Source organism: Algoriphagus iocasae, from assembly GCF_014206875.1.
GTDB lineage: Bacteria > Bacteroidota > Bacteroidia > Cytophagales > Cyclobacteriaceae > Algoriphagus > Algoriphagus iocasae.
On record NZ_JACIJO010000003.1, the window covers coordinates 672,094 to 688,351 of the forward strand.

General features: G+C 38.6%; 9 protein-coding genes. 2 read left to right on the plus strand and 7 right to left on the minus strand.

Going from position 1 to position 16,258, the window contains the following annotated elements; genetic code table 11:
* Position 1: 1 nt before the first annotated feature.
* Entirely contained in the window at positions 2-2,950 is a 2,949-nt protein-coding gene (locus FHS59_RS17185) for a hypothetical protein (RefSeq protein WP_184496603.1), read from the minus strand.
* 672 nt (positions 2,951-3,622) lie between these two features.
* Between FHS59_RS17185 and FHS59_RS17190 the strand changes: the two genes are divergently transcribed.
* Positions 3,623-3,874: a hypothetical protein gene (locus FHS59_RS17190; protein WP_184496604.1), complete on the plus strand. Its 252-nt coding sequence runs from the start codon at positions 3,623-3,625 to the stop codon at positions 3,872-3,874.
* Between the two features lie 500 nt (positions 3,875-4,374).
* Here the strand turns inward: FHS59_RS17190 and FHS59_RS17195 are convergent, their stop codons facing one another.
* From FHS59_RS17195 to FHS59_RS17220, 6 genes are all read right to left on the minus strand, one after another.
* A complete protein-coding gene (locus FHS59_RS17195; RefSeq protein ID WP_184496605.1) occupies positions 4,375-5,481 on the minus strand; it encodes a hypothetical protein in 1,107 nt (368 codons plus the stop codon).
* 1 nt (position 5,482) lies between these two features.
* On the minus strand, positions 5,483-6,850 hold the full coding sequence (locus FHS59_RS17200; protein WP_184496606.1) for an FAD-dependent oxidoreductase: 1,368 nt from the start codon (positions 6,848-6,850) through the stop codon (positions 5,483-5,485).
* Positions 6,851-6,912: 62 nt separating this feature from the next.
* Positions 6,913-8,358 (minus strand): RagB/SusD family nutrient uptake outer membrane protein, encoded by a 1,446-nt coding sequence (locus tag FHS59_RS17205; protein WP_246388504.1) that lies wholly within the window; start codon positions 8,356-8,358, stop codon positions 6,913-6,915.
* A gap of 25 nt (positions 8,359-8,383) precedes the next feature.
* Positions 8,384-11,689 carry a SusC/RagA family TonB-linked outer membrane protein gene (locus FHS59_RS17210; RefSeq protein WP_184496608.1) on the minus strand — a complete coding sequence of 1,102 codons (3,306 nt, stop codon included), beginning with the start codon at positions 11,687-11,689 and terminating at the stop codon, positions 8,384-8,386.
* 137 nt (positions 11,690-11,826) lie between these two features.
* Entirely contained in the window at positions 11,827-12,906 is a 1,080-nt protein-coding gene (locus tag FHS59_RS17215) for a FecR family protein (RefSeq protein WP_184496609.1), read from the minus strand.
* Between the two features lie 110 nt (positions 12,907-13,016).
* Complete coding sequence (locus FHS59_RS17220; RefSeq protein ID WP_184496610.1) at positions 13,017-13,610, minus strand: RNA polymerase sigma factor; 594 nt, start codon at positions 13,608-13,610, stop codon at positions 13,017-13,019.
* Between the two features lie 1,155 nt (positions 13,611-14,765).
* Here FHS59_RS17220 and FHS59_RS17225 point away from each other — a divergent pair.
* Positions 14,766-15,599: a DUF2306 domain-containing protein gene (locus FHS59_RS17225; protein ID WP_221444530.1), complete on the plus strand. Its 834-nt coding sequence runs from the start codon at positions 14,766-14,768 to the stop codon at positions 15,597-15,599.
* Positions 15,600-16,258 lie beyond the last annotated feature (659 nt).

Consider the following 16,258-nt stretch of genomic DNA (forward strand, 5'->3'; position numbering starts at 1 on the left):
TTTAAGAACGTTTAATTATCCTTGTTATACCAATGATGAACATGGATAAAAATAATAAACTAAGCGTCACGTGAAAAAAAAGATATGTAGAAGTAAATACACCAGAATCGGCATATAAAGGGATCCAATCTGGAAAAAAATTTCGACCACTATAGATCGTTGTAGCAAATGCTTCTTTTTGACCTAAACTGAGAAATGGCATCATATGTTGAAATGAATAAGCCCCACCAGAGAAAAAAATCGTAGCCGCAGGCTCGGACTTATTGATCTCCACCGATGCCGTCTTTGAAATAGGGATGATGCCTCCTGTATTACCACTCTGTGTAAATACTATCCATCCAGCAAAAAAAAGTCCCACCAGCCATAATAATGACTTATAGTGAGGAATCCCAAGCCAGGATACTCCTCGTAATATCCAAAGGGTCAATTGTTCATATCCATTACGCGGAATAACCCTAAGCAAGACCTTTCTCGCTTTTGTATCATCACCTGCTCGCAAGTAAGCAGCGGCTAGTTCCTCGTATGGCTGCCTATTATTTTCTTCTCCGTAATTGTAGAACCAATCACACCGTTCAAGCAATGAGATACGTGCGGCTGGTTCGTTACTATAGATGTAACTGTACTTTACACCTATAACCTTCCATTTGGAATTTTCTGCACATCCCCGTCTCGGCGATATGAAAAATTGGCCAATTTTAGATGAATGCAGATTTACCTCTCCACATGCTCTAAAAGGGAAGGATGCTATACGACCCATCCTTTCAAGGTTTGATTCTATTCCTTCGTTCAAAAATAGTTCTCCATTTATATTGGAGAATTTCATAGTTAGTGCATTGGGGTAATCAGTACTTTTTTTATAGACCCGCTTTTCCGTCAGCTTTTTTATAAATCGAATCAATCGAATTCTGTTTTTATGATCAGGGATTTCCTGAACTCCGGCTAGGGTATATAACAAAGCGCTCGAAAGATCAATCTGACCGGATACATGAATTCCCGTAAATGATATGTTTCCTACGGATATGGTGGTCTCCAGCAACAATTCAGCAAGTTCAATATCAGATAATTCAATTCCGTTCTCTATCTCGGTAGTGATCTTTAAATATTTTATTGCATTTTCATAACATCTCATAGCGTCACTTAAAAAAAATTCATGATTATCGATGCTGTCAAAAAAAATGTTGCACTTGCTGTTTATATACTCATTTATCGCTTCGCTTCTTAAATGGCGGGGACCGTAACTTTTGACGGTTCTAGTTAATTTGTTTTTACTGTTACTAATAAGTTGTTTTTTCATCTCTACTGCTACTGACCTAAACTGATCAGGAAACGGTACTTTTTTATCTATTATGTCCTTTGTTCTTTCGCCCTCTATTTGAAGACGTCTAAAAACTGTCTTATTAAGATTCTTTGACATCGGGGAGAAAAAAATTGATTTTCCTATGTAAGCATTTTTTGCGCTGACCGATTTATTGACCGTGTCGCCTTTTTTATAATTTTCAGGATATTTATTTAGCAGCTTACATCCTGAAAAATAAATATTGCGGCCAACGCTAGCATCTTCGAGAAATAGGGTTCCAATTATTACAGTGCCGGAAGAGAATTGAATGTCATTCCCAATTTTACCTCCAATTAAATTTATAGCCTCGTTGTCGGGATAAGCTGCCATAACCAATGAACCAGAAAAATCAATGCTGTCTTTAACAACACACCTGTATAGTCTAATGCCATTTGCAATCTTTAATCCAGAGCGCATGAAAATGTTTCCTGCGATAAGTCCAGAGGCCTGAATGGAGTATTCCTGAGAGTCTGACATAGCATCGATTACTCCTACGATCTTACTTTCCTGCAACGAAAGTAGATGTTCAATTTCTGCAAATGTCAAATCTAGTTTGCCGTTGATGGTCGCCGAGTAAATGAAGAACTGTCCAGATCGTAAATGATAGCCACTTATTGATCCGGTCACTTTAAGAACTTGAAGGTGAATTCCCTGCTGGAAAGAGGCTTCGTTAATATTTATATTACCCTTAATTATACATTCTTCTGGCCGGGAAACATTTTCATAATCTGAAAACTCATCCGCATTAAAAATTAAACGATTGATTTGCGCATAATCACACTTCAAATGGCCATTTATATTTACGCTATAAAACTCCAATTTGTCGTCGATTTTGGCATGCTGCAAATTCACACTTCCCTTAAATTGAAAATCAATCAAATTCTCAGATTCATTTTGTTTGTCATCCTTGATTTCCCAAAAATTTTTGTCTTCCTTGAACCCCCAAAAATTATTTGTCTTTTCTTCGTCTCGGCGCGCTTTACGACTCAGATCAATCATCGGGTGGGATTTATCTGCATTATGACTCTCCGTATTTTTCATCGTAAAAATCAAACTTCCACGCACGTACAAGTTAATTCCAATGAAGCTTTCCAGTTCATTATTTAAAGTGTTAATAGCGGTGTGGAATCTGGGTCTTTCAAATATGAGATTGCGGGTGGTCGCACCCTGAAGATTTATACCTCCGACAAAAGTACAATCTTTAAAGGTCAGATCTATATTTATAATTGTATCATGCAAGTTCAATGCATGATTTTCTTTTATGATCTTACCTTCTCTTACCCTGACCAGATCGGCAAGCCTATAGATTCCGACACCTTGTATAGTGAGCTTGGTTTTTGTGAAGATCTTTGCAGCAATTTGAGGCATTAGTAATCTTTCCAGAAGTTCAGCACAAACATATTGATGATAGTCCTCAATTTGTTTAAGTTCTTTTTCTTTGGCTGAAATTCGGCAGTCAGCTTCTCCGGTTTTGATGCCTTCATAAACAACAATCGATTCTGCGAAGGTTAACTGGTGATTTGCAAACGGAGGTTTGACGATCTCATCTATGACATTTTGGTCGATATTAAGATCTGTTAAAAGTTCGTGTAACGATATGGACTTTAATTTCATAACTACGATAAGACCTGTGGTTGAATCTAATATATAATTGTTTGATGGTTTTATTACTCATAAAATCCATCTAGTTTGGAATATCAATCATTTTTTTCCTGAAACTTAAACTAGTTATCTCGCCTTATTAAGTTTTGTCTTTTGAAATTGAAAGGTGATGGGTATTGACTTTTCTAAAGAAGCCTAAATCAAAAATCCTCCCTTACCCTAAAAAAAAGTGTCATTTTGATATACAGGTTTCTGGATTTGAACTCACTTGGACAAATCGGCGGTGGAAGCAGCCGGTGGATAAATAAAAACGGAATGCAATCGAAACGTTTATTGGAGGAGGGTGGGGTTGTAGTGCTAGCGAGTGATCAGTCGCTATGGATTAATTCCTAAAGCTTCAATTGTACCATTTGCCATTGAGGATATGCGGTTTTTGGAGTGAAGTCTGAGCCGTTAAGAAAATCGGCTAGCTCGAGAGGTACGATCGAGATCCGCCGATTTTTAGGTGAGGACAAACTTCAAAAATCAAATCGGGTGAAGGGATTTTCCTTTACCTAAAGCGAATTCCGATTTGAAGCATAGCCTCTGGCAGTGGCTTTTACCTGCCTACCGGAAGGCAGGGATACATTTGCTTGTCCGCAGGTGGAGGGGCCTTCAAAAGTATCAGTAAAAACTCAAACAAAAATGAATATACTAGCAGATATAAAACAAAGAGCCTCAGCTCCAACACCCCAGTTTTTCCATCAAGTAAAGAAGATCGGATTAATCATCGCAGCAATAGGTCAAGCCGTCATCACTGCACCGGGTGTAGTTCCCGCAGTATTGCTAACTTATGCAGGTTATGCAATCACAGCAGGTACAGTCTTGGTCTCCATCGCCCAACTCACAGTTGATGAGGACCGACTGGAAGAGAAGCTGTTGGCTCCGGTAAAATAAAATTAGGATTTAATTCAACTCAAGAAAACCCGGTCAGATTTCCTTATCGGGTGTTTAACTTTTCAATAAATACAACAATCATCTACAAGGGAGATTGGCCCCGTCTCCTACACCGGACATCCAACATCCGCCATCGGACATCCCACTTCTTTACTCTTTAAACTTTAAACTCTTCACTTAAAACTTTTAAAACTGCAAACTGCGACTGCCTACTTCGATTCGTTAAAAATCCCCCTAGCCCCCTTTTATTACGATTTTTATCCTATCAAAAATTGTCTACAAGGGGGATTGGTTCCGTCTCCGACACCGGACATCCAACATCTGACATCGGACATGCCACTTCCTTCCTCTTTAAACTTTAAAATCTCCACTTTAAACTCTCTTTTCTTTCAGACTTCTGACTTTAGCTTTCTGACTTCTCTCCCGTCTTCCGTCTTCAGTCCCTTTCAACACCCAACATCCTATCTTCCTCTTTATACTTTCAAGACTAACATCTACATTCAGTTTTCAAAATCCTTTAAATAAGCCATTGCTTTTTGTGCTAGATATCCATTGGTTGATTTTGATAATTCTGTTACTTTTTTAATTACAAGAGGATCATTTATATGATGTTTTGAAAACAATTCTAAAATTCTTATTTGTTGAACCATTTCCATACTCAGTAAACCAGCACTGAAATTTTTAATGACTTTTGGGCTAAGTTTTTCGGTTTCATAAAGCAAATCAAGAATTCTGTTTTTTCTTCCTAAATCCATCCTTGGGTAGTTGAGAAGGAGACGTTCCTGAATTTCCATACTCCTGAGGTCTTTTGGGGAGAAAACTTGAATGGCCTTCTCTGAAATAGAAAAATCTTCACTGGAAACTAATTCCATTACTACGTCTTTGATGCCTGGGTATTTTGAAAATTCTCCTTTTAATTCATTTAAAAACCATAATCGATCTGTGAGATCTATAGAACTCAAACCCAACTTTAAAAAAGACTCTGAAAATTGATTTCTACTCCAGCTTCTTACCAATTCCTGATCTTCTCCATAAATTATTGTATAAAGCTTATAAGTGGTATAGGCAGCCCCTTCAACAGTATATTTTAATAGATCTTTATTGGTTGCTCCACTCACGCCATCAACACCAGCTAAACTTGGTTTTGAATTCACTACCAATTCATTATAAGAAATAGTGCCTAAGGGTAAGTTTGGGTCTGAAAGCAAGGAATGTAATCGCTTGTATTCAGCCGTAATAAATGGATCATGGTCTTTTTTGCTGAGAAATTCTCCATTTGGAAGACTGTATCCCAAATACCTCCCCGTAGGATTCCAATATACTGTGGCTACCAAAAGCCTGCATTGATTGTCGAAACAAACACTTGTTCGAATATTTTTTGAATAAAAGACAGGTATGTTATCCTTGGACAAGTGCTGCTCGATCGTATCTGCAGGCATATACTCTTCTTTGACCGGACTTATTTTGAACAACTTTTTTTCTACAGTTAATGAAATTGTCCTGCTGGTCTCATAGGCTATAGGATTGCTGTTTATCCAGGTTTCCAAAGGGAATGCCATGGTCATCATGATAGAAAAACAAAGCTTAGAAATCCAGGTCTTTATCATATCAAGAGAAATTTGGAACGATTCCCCCTTGGCTTTGGATTAATCTCTTCAGCTCATCTAGGTTGACTTCTGCCGGAGTTGTATTTTGATCGATAGCTAAAGCAGCTGCCGAAGCAGCCGCCTGGCCCATTCCCATACAGGACGCCTGAACCCGTAATGCAGAATTGGCTAGGCGATCACTGCTAAGGCATCTACCTGCTACCAAGAAGTTCTGGCTTCCATTTGGGATCAATGCCCTCAATGGAACCGTTGCCACCACTCCTTCTGAAAGGTGTTTAGGGGTTACCCCATGTTCTATGATATGTAGATCAATAGGATAATAGGAATAGGAAAGACCATCCTCAAATACTTTTCCCGTGACATAATCCTCATGTGATACTTGATAAAGACCTTCTATTCTGTAGGTTTCACGAACCCCCGCCTCGGTTCTCATTTCTACTATCTTGGTGTTTTCACAACCTTCTTGTCTGCGAAGAAATTTCAAATGCTTTAGAAGAGAAGTCCTGCCATGAATATTGGCAAGGCTGTGACTTTCTGAAGTGGTGGAGTCCGCCCCCGCAATATGCTGGATATTGTCTCCTTTAGTTTTTAATAGACCAATAATGTTGCCTCTGAATTCAGCTCTATTGAGTTCGCCTTTTTCAATTGCTGTTTCATAGGCAACTTTGATTTTCTCCAGATCTAGCTTTTCAAAATCATAACCCCCAATGGTAAACATCAATGTTCCTGGCTGAGATTCTTTTTCTTTTAAAACTTTAAAGCCAGCAATCTGGGCTGCCAATGCATTTCCGCTACAATCTATCACCTGTTTGCATTGGATTCTTGAGTGAATTCCTTTTCCATAAGTTTCAACTAACCAACGGCCTTTTTCAAATTTTAGACTGGTAGGGGTTTCATAATATCGAATCTGAACTCCCGCCTCCAAGCATTTTTGCTCCAATAGAATTGCATACAAGGATGCATTTAATCGTACTTGATGTCTCCAATGTTCCCTTCCATGGGGAATAGAAAAATTGGGAAGTGAATCTCCATTGAGGGTAACTGCTTCTTGAACCACTTCCCAACCGACCCCACTGATAATCTGTTCTCCCCAGGCAAAGAAAATCCCGGGATATGCCACTCCTGCCGTTGTGGTGGTACCCCCTAATTGACTTTGACATTCAATTAATACTACACGCTTACCAGATCTTCCAGCCTGAATAGCGGCAACTGCACCTGCAGTCCCACCACCTACGATGACAATATCTGTGTCAATTTCTCTTTCCTGGAATTTAAATGGGGCGACATAAACGTCCCCTTTAGATATAGATGGTGCTGTTAACCCTACGGATATAACCCCTAAGGTTGAAAGCATTTTTCTCCTTTTCATGTTGTTAGTTTTTGGAAAAAGCATCCCAGAAAATAATCTTTGTTCCTAGGATGTTCTTTGGATTAATAACCTGGGTTTTGATCTGTTTCGGGATTGATGGCTCCGTTAAAATTGATTTCCTGCTGGGGGATAGGCCATAGGTAATGGGCTTCGGCAATAGTTTTGCCACGGTAAGTCAATATAGTTTCTGCAGCTTTACCTGTCCTTTTTAAATCATACCATCTCTTTCCCTCAAATTGAAATTCATAGGCTTTTTCCTGAAGTACAGCATCGATAAACTCTTCCAAACTGTTGCTTTCAGCCACTAAATCTACCTCCGAACTCTGGGTCGGGTTAAAACCGTATGCTCTCCGGTGAACCTGATTGTAAGCTTCAATAGCTTCTGGGCTTGGACTACCGGAAGTTCTTGCATCTGCCTCCGCAAAAATCAAAAGTACTTCAGGATACCTATAGATGGGTAAATCATTTCCAGCACCGTTTTGACTGATTGCATCAGGATCCACATACTTATTGCTAACCAAAGTTGTTGGCCCCAAACCAAAATCTATATTGTCCCAAAGATCTTTTCGTATATCCATTTCATCCCATTCCTGATAAAATAAATCTGTAGAATCACTGTAATGGGCATATGCTCCTCCAAAACTAAAATATCCTGTACTTGGATGATTGAGAATCCAGAGGATGTAATTTCCCTGGCCGGGTTCCCGAGCATATTTTAGGTAGAATAATTCCTCTGAACTTGTTAACAATTCAGCGCCGAAAATTTTACTTCGAATATCTTCTGCGGAACTGATTGGGACTAGACTGAATTGGTTGGAATCTATTACCTCTTTACTTTTTTCCCTGGCCATTTCATAGTCGCCCATGTTTAAATAGACATCTGCAAGCATGGCTTTTGCGGCAAAAACTGTGGGTCTTCCCAGGTGTTTTGGACTTTCTTTTAAATGGGTCTCTGCGAATTTTAAATCATTGACGATTAGTTGATAGACTTCTTCAGAGCTGCTGCGGGGAAGGTCTATTTGCTCCATCGTTTCTTCTGTTCTTAACGGAACACCTGCCCAATTTCTGACAAGATCAAAGTAGGCAAGTCCTCTAAGGAATTTTGCTTCTGCGGTGTAATAATTGATATCCTCCTCACTGATGGAATTTCCATTGGGAACATTCGAAATCACCAAGTTTGCATTCCTAATTGCTAAATAAAATGAATCCCATCTACTACCAGCTGTATTCGTATTAGTCGCATTAAGGGCAGCAAAATCATTGTATTGGGCCCTGCTTCCTCTTCCGTATCCCCAGTCAGTGTGAGTGTCTAAAATCACGATCTGTTCAGCACGGGTGGATCTTAGTGGGGTGTAAATTGCATTGACAGCTGCTTCTGCCTCTTCTGCTGTATTATAAAAATTTTCCACTGCCACTGTTTTTGGACTTTCGTCCAAAAGGTCTGAACAAGAGCTAAATCCTATCAGAAAAAGCCCTGCTATAAATATATTTTGAGTTTTGATTTTCATAAGAATTAATTTTCCAGTAAACATTTTAGAAACCCAGTCTTAGACCGGCAGTAATTGTTTTTGGGATAGGATAGGAGTAATGGTCTATTCCTTGTTGTGTTCCTGTTCCCCTTGAATTCACTTCTGGATCCCACCAAGAATACTTGGTTAAAGTGATGTAATTCTGCGCACTTATATAAATCTGGAAGTTCCGCATTCCCATTTTTTGGGAAGGAAAATTATAGGCGAGTTGGATATTTTTGAATCTTAAATAGGATCCATCTTCCACAAATCTGTCAGACATCCTGGCTGAAACATTTCTGCTGATGATCGGGTATTTGGCATCTGTATTATCCGGAGACCAATGATCATTAAGGACCTCTTTTGGCATATTCATTCCTTGTCCGTAATCTAAAGTACTCGGAATGGAACTCACATTAAAAATATCGTTACCCTGTGAGCCTTGGATGAAGATATTAAGTTCAAATCCCTTGAATTGCATATTTGAATTAAGCCCATAGATGAAAGTTGGGTTAGGATCTCCTATGTAGGTCTTATCACTGTTGTTGATGGAGCCATCTTCATTCAAATCCTTGAATTTTATTCTGCCGGTTTCATCATATCCATCTTCAACAAATCCCCAGAATTGACCAATAGGTCTTCCTTCCCTCAGGATTGTGATATTATCTCCTACTACCAGAACATTTGTAAACGCACCCAGGATATCTTCTCCATTGTTAAGACTAATTACCTTGTTTTCATTAAAAGAAATATTTCCAAAGAGTGACCATTTAAAAGAACTGTTGTTGATTACATTGGCATTTAGTCCGAATTCTATTCCTTTGTTCTGTACTTTTCCTACATTTTGGATAGTAGTTGTAAATCCCAGTGAACTTGGTAGCCTGACCGTATTCAATAGATCTTTAGTGTTTTTCACATAGTAATCGGCACTGAAAGTAAAGCGATCATCCAAAATCCCCACATCTACACCTATATCAAATTGCTCTGTGGTTTCCCATTTCAGATCCCCCGGAAGTACTGAGCTTGGAGCAAAAGTGGTATACAAATCATTATTGAAAATGGTGTTTCCGGGACTCAACTGATTCAATGTCGCATAAGGCGATATGGCCTGGCTTCCTGTAAATCCGTAACTGGTTCGAAGCTTTAGGTCAGATATAGTGGGGTTATTTTGCAGGAATTCCTCTTCTGAGATTTTCCAGGCAAAAGCACCACTGGGGAAATAACCCCATTTGTTATTCTCACTATATCTGGAAGAACCATCAGTTCTAAAACTAAAAGTAAACAGGTATTTGTCTTTTAGGGAATAGTTTAATCTTCCCAAGTAAGATAAAAGTACAGAATTGCTATAGCCACTGCTCGGAATCCCCGGTGTTTGCGCGGCTCCTAAACTATAGGTTTCAAAAGAATCACTTAAAAAACCTATCCCGCTACCAGAAAGAAAGGTTGTTTGAAAATCCTGGTAGGTAAATCCCGCAAGCACGGTCAGCTTATGGATGGAACTAAAGGTTTTTTGGTAAGTCACATTGGCCTCACCCAATAAACTTCTAAACTGTGAAGTGCTTACACTTGCACTTCCGTCCGAATTAAAGAAATTTCTGGTAGTATAGGAATCTGTTCGATCATCTCTGTTTTCTATCCCTCCCGTAGCTTTGATGGAAATCTCAGGAATGGGCTTATATTCAAAAGTGAGGTTGCTTAAGACAATATTTGCTTTGACTACATTACTTTGTTCATTGATGTAGTTCAATGGGTTGATGATGTCTGGTGCAACGAAAGGAAACTCATTGCCTAGGACTGTGTAATTTCCATCTTCATCATAAGGTTGGGAAATAGGGGAGGCTGAGATTGCAGCACCTATCATGGAATTCCCCCGTTGTCCGCCGCCACTATCTCTTCTTTCTGTTTTTAAACTGGAAAGATTGGAGTTGAAAATAAGGGAGAATTTTTCGTTTATTTCATGGCTGATGTTTGCTCTTAATGTATACCTGTCATAATCACTGCCTTTTACGATTCCTTCCTGACCAAAATATCCACCTGAAAGTGAAAACTTAGTTTTATTATTTCCTCCACTGACTGTAAGTGAACTAGAGTAAATTGGTGCATTTTGAAAGATCAGATCCTGCCAATCATACCCTTCTCCGAAAGAATTGATTTCTTGCTCTGTAAAATAAAGTGGGATGTTGTCATTCCCTGCCTGCATATTTTGCAGTCTGGCATACTCGGTACCGTTGAGTAAATCGAGTTTTTTCCTGAGTTTCTGACTGCTAAAGCTTGTCTCTAGGTCTACCCGGGTTTTTCCTTCGGTACCCTGTTTGGTAGTGATCAATACCACGCCGTTGGCTCCCCTGGAACCATATATTGCTGTAGCTGAAGCATCTTTTAACACTTCAATACTTTCAATATCATTGTTGTTGAGTTGTGTAGGGTTTCCAGAATAAGGAAAACCGTCCACCACATAAAGTGGGTCATTCCCTCCTTGAATAGAGTTGGTACCACGGATTCTGATACTGGTAGGTGCTCCTGGAGAACCGTTATTCTGAATCACCTGGACTCCTGCTGCTCTTCCGTTTAAGGCTTGCATGACATTGGAGGTAGGAAAGGCATTTAATTCTTCCGACTTGACCTGGGCAACTGAACCGGTTAAATCACTTTTATTGACCGTGCCATAACCTATCACAACAATCTCATCCAGAGATTTTGAATCTTCTGCCAAAATAACTTCGATAGAAGTTTGATTTTCAATAGCAATAGTTTGACTTTGAAATCCAACAAAAGAAAAAACTACTTTTTCACCTGGTTCAACTTCTATTTGAAATTCACCATTTTCATCAGTGACTGTCCCCCTAGTGGTACCTTCTATCAAAACCGTGACTCCAGGCAATACCAGTCCCTGTTCATCTTTAACTAATCCTTGTAAAAGCTGAAATTTGGATTGCTCAATAGAAATCTCAATCAGATTCTTAGCCTGCCTTGGAGCATTTTTGACGATGATATTCTCATTAATCTGTTTGAAATTCAAAGATGATTCTTTGGCAATTCCCAGTAAGATATCATAAACACTTCCGTTTTTGGGGATATTGATCAGTTCTACCTGATTAATTTCTTCAAATGAATAAACAAATTTAAAATCTGTTTGCTTTTCTATTTCCTCAAGGACTTTAAGAATTTCCGAGGAGGAATTTTTCAATTCTATATATACTTTGTCAATACTTTTTGTCTGTGCTTCTGTATTGTTTGCCAATAAAAAGCTCATCGAAAAAATCTGAAGTAAGAAAGCATATGCAAGTTTTTTGGACATGTCCAATAAATGATAGATTATAACATTTTTCATACCTTTACTTTAGGTTAAATCTTTGAATATGGGGTTTAGCTAATTGACAGAAGGAATTTTCTTTCTGCTTTCCGGCTGGAAGTGTTGCAGCACTTTCAGCCTACTTTTTTGTTTTTTTATTGCATGGGCATTCGATTTTATTTGAAAGTTATTTCCACTTGTTTTCCATTGATTTTATAATTGAAGTCGAGCTTATAGCTTAAGCCTAATAAAATGTTTTCTAAGCTTTCGTCCTGATAAGTTGCGGTAATGGTGGGGGTTCGTCTCTTCATACCTTCAGTTTTGATATTGACTCCATACCAATTGCTGAGTTCATCTACTAAATCCTGGAATTCAGCTTTGTCAAATGTGATGGTCTTTTTGGTCCAGGCAATAACTCTTTTCGTATCGACTTTCTTTTTAGGACTGATTGATTTATCTAATGTGACTGCCTCTCCAGGAGAAAGAATTTCGCTTTCTAAATGATTTTGATTTTCAACCTGAATGACACCTGAAACCAGTGTGACCTCAGTCGCCTTTCCCTCAAAGCTTCGGATATTAAAGGAAGTGCCTAATGCCATGGTGGTGAACTGACCTGTATGAACAATAAATGGTCTTATAGTGTCCTTAGCCACTTCAAAGAATGCTTCACCTTCTAGAAAGATTTCCCTCGAACTTTCCTCAAATTGATTTTGGTATCTGATTTTACTTCCGGCATTTAAAATCACTTTTGACCCATCTGATAATCTGATCGATGACTTTATCCCTGGAGCATTTTCATTTGAAACCCATTCAACAGAATGTAACTCAACAGGAGGTTCCATACTGAGTTCTTTCATGTATACCCAAATTCCAGCTGTCAACAACATTGCTAAGGAAGCAGCAATGCCTAATACTTTTAAGTTGAATCGATTGTTGATAGGCAAGTCTCTTGCTTCGTCTTTTATTCGATATTCCGGGACTTTACTGACCTGTTTTGCTTTTGCTTCTGAAATAATCCTTTTCCAGAGCTGCTTTTTATCATGCTCCTCTAATCTTAATTCATTTGATATGGCTTTTGAATCATTTAACCAAATGACTAACTCTTTGGCTTCACGCACCAATAGAATCTTTTCAGGATGATTTTTGAGGAACTTCTCCCACTTTTCCTGATCTTTTTGATTGGGATCAAGGATGAATTTCCTGAACCGACGGTCTAAGGCAAACTCTTCAACTGTAGAATAATTTGATGCTTTCATTTTAAATCAATTACCCTACAGAGGGGGAAAGCTTGATTTGTTATCCTCTTTTTTCGAGAAAAAAATAATATTTATAGAAATTCTAATGAATATTTAAAAATTCTGTAAAATCATAAAAAAATAAACCATTCTATTGTTATATATATAAAGGTTAAAAGGATCTTTCGTAGCTTTTTTAAAGCTTTCCAAGCCAAAGTATAAGTTGACTTAAGGTTGATTTCAAGGATATCAGCTGTTTCCTGATAGCTATAATTCTCAAAGAATAATAGGTGTATGGCTTTCCTTTGTTTGGTAGAGAGTTTTTCGAAAGCCTGATCCAATTTTTCCTTTTTTAAATAAAAAAGATCCTCTTCTGATATAGGATCTTTTTGAGGTTGAAGCAAATTAGATTCCATCTGATTCAAGTCAAGATCTTCTAGGAAAAGATGTTTTTCTTTGCCTAAATCTCTTTTGATCTTATTGCTGAGGGATCTTAAAAGATAGAATTTACAATTCTGGGGAGTTGAGAGATTTTCTCGATACTGCCATATCTCTAAAAATAACTCTTGAATTGCATCCTGAACTAAAACTTCCTCATGACAAATGCTCATTCCGAATCTGAATAAATCCTGAACATATTTCTCATAAAGAGATTCTAATCCATGGATTTTTCCAGATTTTAGGTTTGACCAGATTTCGAGATCTTCAGAAATTTTCGATTCCATCGAATTCAAGAAAATAATTTTGGGTTTAATTGCTTAGTATAATATAAGCTATTTTTAGTTTAAATCTTTGTATATCAAATAATACCAGATTTAATACAGGCATTCGAATTGATTTACCAATATATCCAAAGATTACTATCCTGTTGTATCGGTTAAGAATCCCGATCCGACTTCAGTATTCAAGTTTTATTCTTTAAAATCTTTATTCCTAAAGATTGAATTTTCATTCTCTAAAAGTTTATAATGTATATCCGCTTTCTTACCAGTAGCCAAAGAAAAAAGGGGGTGAGGGATTTTTCAACGTGCTATGGACAGTGGACTGTCATCGGAGGATGATTATCCGCGACTTTCTAAACACATTTATTAACTACTGGCTCCATTGCGGATAATCAGAAAGTTTACAAATAAAATCAGCTTAGTTAGGATTTTTATATTTTTTTCGATCTTAGTTTTTGATCAATAATCTTTGGAAATTGATATTTTTCAAATCTAAAGGATGGGGTTTGTAAAACTTCAAACTTCAAATTTCAAATTTCAAATTCGAGACCCGACACCCGACACCCGACACCCGACATCTGACATTCCACTTTTTTCCTTCCACTTTATACTTTCAAAACTGCCAACTGCGACCTACCTTCGGCAGGCAAGCTGTTCACTGCGACTGTTCTTCCTAATTTCGGGACTTCGCCTGTGGCGGATCGCAGTGACGGTAAAAAGATCGGACATCGGACATCGGACATCAAACATCCGACATCCAAACCCTTTCAGCTTTCTGACCTACCTTCGGTAGGCAGGCTTCAAACTTCTGACTTGCCTTCCGTCTCCTGTCTTCCGTCTTCCGTCCCTTTCAACATCCGACATCTGAAATCCAACATCCGACATCCCAACCTTCTCAGCTTTCTGACCTACCTTCGGTAGGCAAGCTTCAAACTTCTGACTTCTCTTCCGTCTCCTGTCTTCCGTCCCTACAAACACCTTGCATCCGACATCTGACATCCGACATCCAACTGCGACTGCCTACTTCTCACTGCGACTGTTCACTGCGACTGCCTACTTCCAACTTCCTCTTTAAACTTTAACCTCTAATTCCCATCCTAGACCAAATAAAAAAATCATCCATTCAGTATTTTCGGGTGAACAAACTAAATTTAGGAGATGAAAGATTTTTCCGTTCCAGTTCCCCGGAATAAACTGGATAAAAACATGCTGCTTTTGGCTCGTATTCTGGTGATTATTGTTTGGAGCTCAGCCATCTTATTCGGCTTATATATTTTAGCTTTTTACTTTATAGCATTGATTCAGGGAAATACCAGTCAATGGAATGAGGTACTTCCGGATATTTATGATAAAGAGTCGACCACTGCTACTATGGGAATTGGGATTCACTTTGCTGCAGGTGGTATTATTTTGATTTTGGGATGTATACAATTAGTCAATTCAGTTCGGGAAAAATATCCTCTTTTGCATCGTATTATAGGCAGATTGTACGTCTTTGCTTCTATTGCAGCTGCTATTGGTGGTTTGGTTTTTATTTTCACCAAGGGAACCATCGGAGGATTGATCATGGATATTGGTTTTGCGGGTTATGGCATTTTGACTTTTACTACAGCCATAGCAACAATCTATTTTGCGAGAGCCCAGAGTTTTGATCAACATAGGGCTTGGGCCATCCGACTTTTTGCTTTGGCTATTGGTTCCTGGCTTTATAGAATGGATTATGGTTTTTGGTTTATGGTTACCGATCGACTGGGACATAATTCAGATTTCACTGGAGTCTTTGATTATTTTATGGACTTCTTTTTCTACCTGCCAAATTTATTGGTAGCAGAAATTTTCATTGGAAGATATCAGGTATTAAGAACCAAAACGGCTAAATATTTTGCCATGACGGGTTTGAGTGCTGCCAGTTTATTCCTGATAGTTGCCACCTATTTTTTTACCAAAAAATATTGGGGTCCAGCGATTGTTGATGTGATTTTGGGTAGTTAGAGTAGGGGAGAGATAAGGTGCAGGTATTCCAACTAAGCTGTAAGGTTAAGAGTTTTGACCGACATAAAAAAATGTTTCCATCTTGCTGGCAAAACGTCCCGTCTTCTTATTACAATTCCGGGCCAGCGCTGGGAGAGAATACTATATTCCTTTTTACCCAGGGTTAAAACCCCGGGCTATAAAGCTTTGACCCCGTTGAGTTTATATAATTTCAAATTTCAAATCCGACATCCGACATCCAACATCTGACATCCCAACCCTTTTAGCTTTCTGAATTCATACTTCTGACTTGCCTTCCGTCTCCTGTCTCCTGTCTTCCGTCCCTACAAACACCTTACATCTGACATCTGACATCCCACTTCTTTACTCTTTAAACTTTAAACTCTCCACTTTAAACTACTTTTCCTTTCATCATTCTGACTTGCCTTCCGTCTCCTGTCTTCCGTCTTCTGTCCCTTTCAACATCCGACATCCAACATCTGCACTCCATCAACCTCCCGTTGTCCTGCTACTCCAGAAGCTGGTCTAATCCATCATCTCGTTTTCATCTTGCTGGCAATTAGCCTTCGTCTCCGAATGACGATCCCGGGCCAGCGCTGATCAAATAACAATCCTTTAAACCCAGGGTTGAAACCCTGGGCTATTAAGCTGCGACCCTT

Excerpts from the sequence above, each read along its gene's own strand:
- FHS59_RS17185 (WP_184496603.1), bottom strand. The coding sequence starts at position 2,950 with ATGAAATTAAAGTCCATATCGTTACACGAACTTTTAACAGATCTTAAT.
- FHS59_RS17190 (WP_184496604.1), top strand. The coding sequence starts at position 3,623 with ATGAATATACTAGCAGATATAAAACAAAGAGCCTCAGCTCCAACACCC.
- FHS59_RS17210 (WP_184496608.1), bottom strand. The coding sequence starts at position 11,689 with ATGAAAAATGTTATAATCTATCATTTATTGGACATGTCCAAAAAACTT.
- FHS59_RS17215 (WP_184496609.1), bottom strand. The coding sequence starts at position 12,906 with ATGAAAGCATCAAATTATTCTACAGTTGAAGAGTTTGCCTTAGACCGT.
- FHS59_RS17195 (WP_184496605.1), bottom strand. The coding sequence starts at position 5,481 with ATGATAAAGACCTGGATTTCTAAGCTTTGTTTTTCTATCATGATGACC.
- FHS59_RS17205 (WP_246388504.1), bottom strand. The coding sequence starts at position 8,358 with ATGAAAATCAAAACTCAAAATATATTTATAGCAGGGCTTTTTCTGATA.
- FHS59_RS17225 (WP_221444530.1), top strand. The coding sequence starts at position 14,766 with ATGAAAGATTTTTCCGTTCCAGTTCCCCGGAATAAACTGGATAAAAAC.
- FHS59_RS17200 (WP_184496606.1), bottom strand. The coding sequence starts at position 6,850 with ATGAAAAGGAGAAAAATGCTTTCAACCTTAGGGGTTATATCCGTAGGG.
- FHS59_RS17220 (WP_184496610.1), bottom strand. The coding sequence starts at position 13,610 with ATGGAATCGAAAATTTCTGAAGATCTCGAAATCTGGTCAAACCTAAAA.